The sequence below is a fragment of the Lentzea kristufekii genome (genome assembly GCF_033949925.1).
Taxonomy (GTDB): domain Bacteria; phylum Actinomycetota; class Actinomycetes; order Mycobacteriales; family Pseudonocardiaceae; genus Lentzea; species Lentzea kristufekii.
Genome location: NZ_JAXAVV010000056.1, coordinates 1 through 8,998, shown reverse-complemented (window position 1 = coordinate 8,998; position 8,998 = coordinate 1). Strand labels below are relative to the sequence as shown.

General features: G+C 67.6%; 5 protein-coding genes and 1 pseudogene. 3 read left to right on the top strand and 3 right to left on the bottom strand.

The features are described from left to right. Both SK571_RS45730 and SK571_RS45725 read right to left on the bottom strand, forming a co-directional pair. The coding region (locus tag SK571_RS45730) for an IS110 family transposase (protein WP_319990357.1) at positions 1–597 on the bottom strand (597 nt) is incomplete at its 3' end. A gap of 202 nt (positions 598–799) precedes the next feature. After that, positions 800–1,633, bottom strand: a pseudogene (locus SK571_RS45725) (IS481 family transposase); the annotation flags it as partial. 305 nt (positions 1,634–1,938) lie between these two features. On the opposite strand from SK571_RS45725, the gene SK571_RS45720 reads away from it, so the two are divergent. The 3 genes from SK571_RS45720 to SK571_RS45710 all read left to right on the top strand — a co-directional run bounded on the left by SK571_RS45720 (position 1,939) and on the right by SK571_RS45710 (position 8,317). Continuing rightward, positions 1,939–4,977, top strand: coding sequence for a glycoside hydrolase family 2 TIM barrel-domain containing protein (locus tag SK571_RS45720; protein WP_319990356.1), 3,039 nt, complete (start codon positions 1,939–1,941; stop codon positions 4,975–4,977). Further along, entirely contained in the window at positions 4,962–5,759 is a 798-nt protein-coding gene (locus SK571_RS45715) for a carbohydrate ABC transporter permease (RefSeq protein WP_319990355.1), read from the top strand. Before SK571_RS45720 ends, SK571_RS45715 begins: the two co-directional genes overlap by 16 nt. Before the next feature lie 347 nt (positions 5,760–6,106). Further along, on the top strand, positions 6,107–8,317 hold the full coding sequence (locus SK571_RS45710; protein ID WP_319990354.1) for a right-handed parallel beta-helix repeat-containing protein: 2,211 nt from the start codon (positions 6,107–6,109) through the stop codon (positions 8,315–8,317). A 245-nt stretch (positions 8,318–8,562) separates the two neighbouring features. Here SK571_RS45710 and SK571_RS45705 read toward each other — a convergent pair. Next, positions 8,563–8,998: RICIN domain-containing protein (locus SK571_RS45705; protein WP_319990353.1), on the bottom strand; the 436-nt coding region annotated here is incomplete at its 5' end.

Here is an 8,998-nt window from a genome sequence, read left to right as displayed (position 1 = left end):
CAGCAGCCGCTCGGCGTCACCGGTCAGAGACAACAGATCATCGGTTTCGGGCCGCAGCCGCAGACACCGGTTGATCAGAGTTCGTTTGGTGAGCGGGACCAGGTCGTCGCGTAGTGGTGAGGGTGCTCCGATCATGACGCCCCACAAGGTGTTGAACGCCTGGGTTCGGGACTTGACCGCGCTGGTGCGGGTGACTCGCAGGGTGCGGATCACCTCAACGCTGCCCGTTTTGGCCTTGGGAGTCGCGGTCGAGGTCCGCCCGTGGACCGCTCGGGCGATCTGCTCGGCGTCGAGACGATCGGACTTGCCGTCCATGCGCCGTGCCAGCCGATTGGGCTGGTTGACTTCGACGACATCGATACCGGCCTTGGTCAGGAACCGGGTGAGAGTGGCGCCGAACGAACCGGTGCTCTCCACCCCGATCACGCCGACGCGACCGTGGCCGCGCATCCATTGCAGCAACTGTTGATAGCTGTGGTCGGTCGCGGGGAACTCCTGGTGACCGAGCAAACGGCCGTGCTCATCGATGACCGCGGCGTAGTGGGTGCGTTTGTGGGTGTCGACACCACCGATGACAGGTGTGGCAGGGCTTGTCATGCTGAACTTGCTCCTCCGTGAGGCTGCTCTGACGGATCGAGCGAACCGGCCGGGCGGAGCGACAGGTCTGTGACGGGGCTTCTGGCCAAGCTCCTATCAGGTCAGTTCCGGCTGGCTGGTGCGCACCACGGTGCCGCACCAGAGCCGGCCGACAAATCGAACGCAGGACACCACGGTCATACCTTGGCCGGAGTCAGACCAGCTCTGCTGCAGCACCACGACCAGACTCACAGATCTTGCCGTTGGTCTGTGGCCGGTAGGGGCGGGTGCGTTTGTGGGTGATCCCGGCGGCGGTGAGCGTGTCGCGCCAGAGCAGGGACTTGTAGCAGGAGCCGTTGTCGGTGAGTACTCGTGCGACCGTGATTCCGTTGGTGTGGAAGAAGAGTTGTGCGCGTTGCCCGAACGCGACGGCGGTCTCTTTGCGTTCGTCGGGCAGGATTTCGCTGTAGGCGAGCCGGGAGTGGTCGTCGACCGCGTTGTGCAGGTAGCTGTAGCCGATGACCGGGTGGCAGTGCGCTCGGGCCGGCGTACTGGCACGAGCGTTGCGTCGTCCTGTGCCGCGTCCGTGTACGCGGTGTCCGCCGCCGTTGGGGATGTTGCCCAGCTTCTTGATGTCGACGTGGACGAGGTCGCCGGGGGCGGGGTGTTCGTAGCGGCGGATCGGTGTGCCGGTGGCGCGGTCCAGGTGCCGCAGCCGGGCAAGCTGGTAGCGGCGCAGGACACGGTGCACCGTGGAGGGGTTGAGTCCGAGCAGGTAGGCGATACGGGCGGGTCCCCAGCGGCGGTCCAGCCGGACCTTGACGATCCGCCGCTCCTGGCGGGGATGGGTGCGGTTGGGGTTGTTGCGCGGACGTGAGGACCGGTCGGCCATGCCTGCGGGGCCGTCGGCGCGATAGCGGTCGGCCCAGCGTTTCGCGGTGCTCACCGAGACTTGGAACCGTTCAGCGGCTCGCCGCAGCGGCCATCCGTCCTCGACGACACACCGGGCCAGGCGCAGCCTGCCCCTCTCGGTCAGCGGTGCGTTAGCGTGGGTAATTGAGGGCCTCCTGGCTAGCCGGTGCAGATGTCGCAATCCACACCGAACCCGGAGGTCCTCCCTCATTCCAAGATCATCCGATCACGTGATCGCGGACTTGTCACGTTGCCGGCGACGAGTGCATTCGCCCGGCGTGAATTGCGAGATCTGATGGGGAAAGTCGGTGCTACCCCTTGCGCGTACAGCTGGAAAGCGCTTTCCTTGCGGCAGGAACAGGCGCGGAATTCGCTACAGGGCGGTGAGTTTTGGCTATTCGACGGTCGAATCGATGGTCGAAAAGGGTCTGGGGGCTTGCTCTCGGCTGCGTGGTCGTGGCCGGGCTGTGCGCCACCGGGGGTACGGCCCAGTCCGCGGCGGTCGAGCAGGTCCGGCCGGCCGGGCGTGCGGTCGACTTCACCGGAGCGTGGAAGTTCGCGCTGGTCAACAAGACCGGTGAGGACGTGCCGCAACCGGACGCGCAAGATCCGGCGTGGCGGGACACGCGTCTGCCGCACGACTGGAGCATCGGTCTCGACCCCGTCGAGGGGCAGCACACGGGAGCGGGCACCGGCTTTCTGCCCGGCGGTCTCGGCTGGTACCGCAAGACGTTCACCTTGCCGTCATCGATGGCGGCGAAGAAGGTGTCGATCGAATTCGACGGCGTCTACATGGACTCCCAGGTTTATCTCAACGGCGTATTGCTCGGCCACCATCCTTACGGTTATACCGGTTTCGCTTACGATCTCGGTTCGCACGCGCGCACCGACGGAACGCCGAACGTTCTCGCGGTCAAGGTGCGCAACCAGGTGCCGAGCAGCCGCTGGTACTCGGGCAGCGGTATCTACCGCGACGTCCGGCTGGTGGTGACCGAGCCGGCGCACGTGACGCGCCACGGTGTGCAGGTGACGACGCCCGATCTGGCCGACACGATCAAGTCCGGCTACGCCACGATGCGCGTGGCCACCACCGCCGTCAGCGAACAGGGTGAGACCCAGGCCGAGATCGTGTCGACGGTGAAGGATCCCCATGGCCGGGTCGTCGGCAGGGGGACGGCGCGTGCCGCTTTGGCCGCGCAACCGAGCACCGCGACCACCGATGTGCGGATCGGCAAGCCCGCCCTGTGGTCGGTGGACCAGCCGAACCTGTACACGGTGGACACCGAGATCCGGGTGCGGGGCGAGGTCGTCGACACCGTGCGCACGCGCACGGGCGTCCGGCACTTCTCCTTCGACCCGGACAACGGGTTCTCGCTCAACGGCGTGGAGATGAAGCTCAAGGGCGTCAACCTCCACCACGACCTCGGCGCGCTCGGCGCGGCGGTCTCCACGGACGCGATCGTCCGGCAGCTGCGGATCATGAAGAGCATGGGCGTGAACGCCGTGCGCACCTCGCACAACCCGCCCTCGCCTGAGTTCGTCCAGGCGTGCGACGAGATGGGGATCCTGCTGCAGGTCGAGGCGTTCGACACCTGGCGCGCTCCCAAGGTGCGCTACGACTACGGCCGGTTCTTCGACACCCACAGCAGCACCGACCTCCGCGAGATGGTGCACGCCGCCAAGAACTCCCCGGCCGTGGTGATGTGGTCGATCGGCAACGAGATCCCGGACTCGAGCGGGGCAGCCGGTCCGCCGATCGCCCGCCGGCTGATCGACGACGTGCGCGCCGTCGACACCACCCGCCCGATCGTGATGGGCAGCGACCGGTACCGCCGCGTTCCCGCGGTCGGCTCACCGCAGGACCAGATCCTGCAGATGCTCGACGGGCTGGGACTGAACTACAACAACGCCTCCTCGATCGACGAGCTGCACACCCGTTATCCCACCAAGTTCTTCTTCGAGGCCGAGTCCTCCTCGTCCACCTCGACCCGCGGCTACTACCAGGATCCGGACCAGCTCAACACCGGCGAGAACTACACGCCGGGCAAGCGGAACACGTCGTCCTACGACAACAACCTGGAGACGTGGACGTACAGCGGTGAGTACGGGTTGAAGAAGGACCGCGACCGCAAGTGGTTCGCCGGGCAGTTCCTGTGGACCGGGATCGACTACATCGGCGAACCGACGCCGTACAACGTGTTCCCGGTGAAGTCGTCGTTCTTCGGCGCCGTCGACACCGCGGGTTTCGCCAAGGACTTCTACCACCTGTTCCGCAGCCAGTGGAGCACCGATCCGATGGTGCACCTGCTGCCGATGAACTGGACCGGCCACAAGCCGGGTGAGCCGGTGTCGGTGTGGGCGTACAGCAACGCGGACACCGTCGAGCTGTATCTCAACGGGAAGTCGTTGGGGGAACAGAAGTTCGACACGAAGACCACCACGTACGGCGCGAGGTACCTGGAGACCACGGAAGCGACCGGCGACGACAAGACGGTCACCACCGGTCCGTTCCCCGGTAGCTACACCAGTCCGAACAGCAGCGTGGGCAAGCTGCACCTGACGTGGTCGGTGCCGTTCCAGCCGGGCCGCCTGGTGGCGGTCGCCAAGCGCGGGGGAGTGGTGGTCGCCCGTGACGAGGTCCGCACCGCAGGCGAGCCGCACGCGATCAAGCTGACGCCCGACCGCAGGGTGACGAAGGCGGACGGGAAGTCGCTCACGTTCGTCACGGCCGAGGTCGTCGACCGCGCGGGCGTGGTCGTGCCGGACGCGGACGACCTGATCTCGTTCCAGGTCCGCGGCGGCAGTCTGGCCGGCCTGGACAACGGTCGTCAGGAGAGCGCGGAGAACTACCAGGCGAGCTCGCGCACCGCGTTCAACGGCAAGGCGCTGGCGATGGTCCGATCAGGACAGTCGCCGTCCGCGATCACGGTGACAGCGCGCGCTTCCGGTCTGCGCACGGCGACCGCGATGGTCGCGGCGATCGGCGGGCGGCCCGGCCGCACGGCGGCCGCCGCGGAGCCGGCACAGGAACCGGTTGCGGCCCCTGTTCCCACAGCGGACGCGAGCTACTCGGGCGCCCGCACCACGATCCCGGCCGCGATGCTCGACGGCAACCCGTCGACGTACTGGTCGAACTACTACCTCAAGCGCGCCACGGGTTTGCTGCCCGCGGTGAGCCGCGCGCACGCGACGGACTGGGTGTCGCTCCCTGCCGGCGAAGAGCCGACCGGCTCGGTGCAGATGTCCTTCCTCACCGACGCGTCGCACGCGCGACCCGCCTCGATCGCGGTGTCGTACTGGAACGGCAGGGAGTTCGTGCCGGTGCGCGACTCCAGGATCGAGTGGGCCACCGAACCCGGCAAGCCGACCAGCATCAGGTTCGCTCCCGTGCGGAGCGACCGCATCCGTCTTGAACTCACCAGTTCCGCACCGGGGACCGCACAGGGGTTCCTGGGTGTTTCGGAAGCAACGGTGTGCTCTGGTCGCTGATCGTGCTCGCGGTCGTGATGCTGGCGCCGTTCGTGATCGTGGCCCTCAACGCGCTGAAGTCACCGGCGCAGTACGCGTCCGACGGGCCGCTGGCGTTGCCCAGCGACATCACCTTCCAGGGGATCATCGACTTCTGGGACCGGGTCGATTTCGGTCAGAAGCTGCTCAACAGCTTCGTCGTCAGCGGTTCGGTCGCGGTGCTGGCGGTCGTCGTGTCGGTGCTGAACGCGTATGCGCTGGGGATCGGCCGGGTCCGCGGCAGACTGTGGATTCTGATCGCCTTCCTCGTGGCGAACACGTTGCCGCAGGAGGCAATGGTGTACCCGTTGTACTTTCTGGCCAAGGAGACCGGGCTGTACGACACGCAGCTCAGCGTGATCATCATCTTCACGATCATCCAGGCCGCGTTCGGCACCTACCTGTTGTCCTCGACGTACGCCGGGTTTCCGCGCGAGCTGCTCGAGGCGGCCAGGTTCGACGGCGCGAACAAGTGGCAGACCCTGGTCCGGATCGTGGTGCCGGTCAGCAGGCCCACCCTGGGTGTGCTGTTCGTCTTCTCGTTCATCTGGACGTGGAACGAGTTCTTCCTGCCGCTGGTCCTGCTGATCTCCAACGACACCCAGACCGTGCCGGTCGCACTGGGTGTGCTGCAGGGCCAGCGGCTGATGGACGCGACGATGACCAGCGCCTCGGCGCTGCTCGGCGTGATTCCCGCCATCGCGTTCTCCCTGATCTTCCAGCGCACCCTCACCCGTGGCATCACCGCGGGAGCGGTCAAATGAGGGAGGCGGTGAGGCATTCGCCGCCGTGTGCGGTCCAGGTCCGCTGAGTCGAATGCCCTTGGTTCCCTCTGCCAGCGGTTGCCCGGCAGCACCGAGGATGCGCGGCGGACCTGGCGACAGGGCCGCCCCGTTCTCTTTGCCCCTGGCCCGGTTCCGATCGCTGCCCCGGTTCCCACGTGCCCGCCGGTGCGCCCTCCCCTGGACGTGCGCTGCCCGCCCCCTGAGCCGTCAGCCAGGTTTGCTGCTCGAAGCGAACACAACCACCACGAGGAGAAGAGGCATCAGTGATCGCCCACCGTCGAATCGCGCCGAGAGCGCTTGCCACCGCGTTATGTGCGTTGGCCGCTGTGTTCCTCTCGATCGCACTCGTCCCAGCGGGGCCGGCCAACGCCGCGAGCTCCACGTACTACGTCAGCGCGGCCGGGAACGACACCAACGCCGGGACCAGCAGCGACGCGCCCTGGCGCACGCTGGGCAAGGTGAACTCGACGACTTTCCAGCCAGGCGACACCATTCGCTTCCGCGCGGGTGACAGCTGGGCAGGGCAGTTGTGGCCGAAGGGGTCCGGTGTGGACGGTGCCCCGATCGCCGTCGACCGCTTCGGAGACGGCGCCAAGCCGAAGCTCGTCGGCCAGGGTGCGGTCGGCGAGGTGGTGCGGCTGTTCAACCAGGAACACTGGGAGATCCGCAACCTCGACGTGTCGAACGCGAAGCCGGCGACGGGGACGCCCGGCGCGAACCTCGGTGACTTCCGCGGCATCGGCGTGCACGGCGACAACGGCAGGACCCTGCGCCACTTCGTGGTCGACTCGGTCGACGTGCACGACGTGACGGGCGAGGTCAAGTGGATCGGCGGCGACCCGGCGGACAACTCGCCCGGTGTCACCTGGAAAACCGGCTGGGACCGTTCCAAGAACACGGGCGGCATCGTCTTCACCACCACCGTCCCCAACATCGCGGCACCCGGCAATCCGACCGTGCTCACCGGTATCACCGTGCAGAACTCCACGATCAAGAACACCTCGTTCGCGGGCGTCACGGTGAAGCAGTACACCGGTGACGCGCCGGGAGCCGTCCGGACGGGCTGGGGCACCCGCCGAACGGCCGACGACGTCCTCTTCCGCCCGCACACCAACGTCACGATTCGCGGCAACTACATCACGCAGGCGAACACCGCCTTCGGCGGCAACGGCGTCTACCTCACCAACGTCCGGGACGGGCTCGTCGAACGCAACGTGATCGACCGGGTCGGCGTGTCCGGTATCGAGACCTACTACGCCGACCGGGTCACCGTGCAGCACAACGAGGTCATGGGGACCCACCACGCCCAGGGCAGTGCCGACGCGAACGGCCTCGATCCCGACGTGGGCACCACCAACCAGCTGTTCCAGTACAACTACCTGCACGACAACGGCGACGGCATCCTGCTCTGCGGGTGCGGCACGCCCAGGTTCGGCAGCGCGGTGATCCGCTACAACGTCGTGACCGGCAGCAAGCGGTGGAACCTCCACATGTGGCAAGAGGCAGGCACGGTGGCGACCATCCACAACAACACCTTCTACAGCACCGAAGCGCCGAACATGGTGAGCGGCAACAACTCCGGCAGGGCCACGCTGACCAACAACCTGTTCGTGTCCGGCCGGTCCGCCTCGTTCCTGCAACAGTCGAGCCTCACCTACAGCAACAACGGGTACTCGTCGAACCTCACGTCGCGGCCCTCGTCCGATTCGAGGCGCGTCGTCGGCGATCCGAGGTTCGTCAATCCCGCGGTCAGGGGACCCTACGGCGACGAGAACGGACCGAGGCTCGACACGGCGGCGAACTTCGCGCTCCAGGCCGGATCGGTGTTCGTCGACGCCGGTGCCACCGTCACCGGCAGCGGCGGTCGCGACTTCGCCGGAACACCCGTGCCGAGCGGGAGCCGACCGGACATCGGCGCGTTCGAGCGCGGCGGACCGGCGCCCGGCATCTCGTTCGAGGAGTCGTTCGACGGCGCGGCGACCGGCCCGCTCGCCAGCGGCACGAACGGGTGGCGGGTCGTCTCGACCGGGAACGAGGTCGGCGTGGTGGACACGCCTTCGGTCACCGACAAGAGCGTCCGGCTCAACCGCACGACCGACGGCGGCGGCACGGACGGGACCAACCTCGCCCGGATCTTCGGCACCCCGTTGCAGGGCTTGGTCACGATCGAGGCGCAGGTGATGCGCAACGACACGCAAGCGGGCTGGTTCGGGTTGCCGTACGTGTACAACTCCAGCGGCAGCCAGGCCGTCAGCGTCGCGCTCGCACGCGGCCAGATCCACGCCTACGAGGGGGGCACGAGCCGCGTGGTCGGCACGTACGCCTCCGGCCAGTGGTATCGGATCACGCTCGGCGTGGACACCGTGAACCAACGCTTCGACCTGGACGTCGACGGCCGGCGGGTGCTCACCGGTGCCGCGTTCCGCACCTCGATGCCGGAGATCGGGAAGATCGCGTGGTACGCGAACTCGGCCGAGCGCGGGGCGGTGCACGTCGACGACGTGCGGATCTCGAGCGGCCCCACGTCCACCAGCTGACGTCGTGCGGACAATGCGGCTCTGCCCGGTCGTTCCGGCCGGGCAGAGCCGCATCCGTGCTGCACGGCGTCGAATTCGATCGTGTGCGGTGTTGCGTCGAGACGTGGCAGGACATGCGTTCCCGCACAAGAAAGTCGTTGGAAGCCCGGGTATCGGGCGAGCAGCACGGCACGATCCGTTGTGTGGTGAGGAAAAAATGGCCCGCGCCTGGTCAGGCGCGGGCCATGTGTCAGCCGGGTGCGGTCTCAGACGCGGCGGCGGGTGAAGCGCTGGTTGGTGTTGCCGGTGTAGGTCCACAGGGCGATGCGTGCGCCGTCGGCGCTGGAGCGCTCCCACACGTCCATGGCGAGGCCGGACTGCCGGTTGACGAGGCTGATCACGTCGTTGCCGTGGTCGACGACGCGCCATTGCTGGCTCGTGGCAGCGCTGTCGGCCTGCTGGACGACGTCCGAGCCGGTCGTGGTGCCCGTGGCCTGGAGGAACAGGCCGCTGTGGCGGGCCTTGACGCGGACGTGGCCGTCGCCGGCGTCCACGAACTCGAACTGCTGGTTGGTGCCGCTGCCGGCGGTGCGCTGGACGAGCCGTGCGCCGGCGGCCGTGGAGGCGCCGTCGACCTCTGCGGCTTTGCCGCTGTGCTGGGCCAGCAGGGTGTAGACGCCAGGGCCGCCGGGCGTCTCGCCG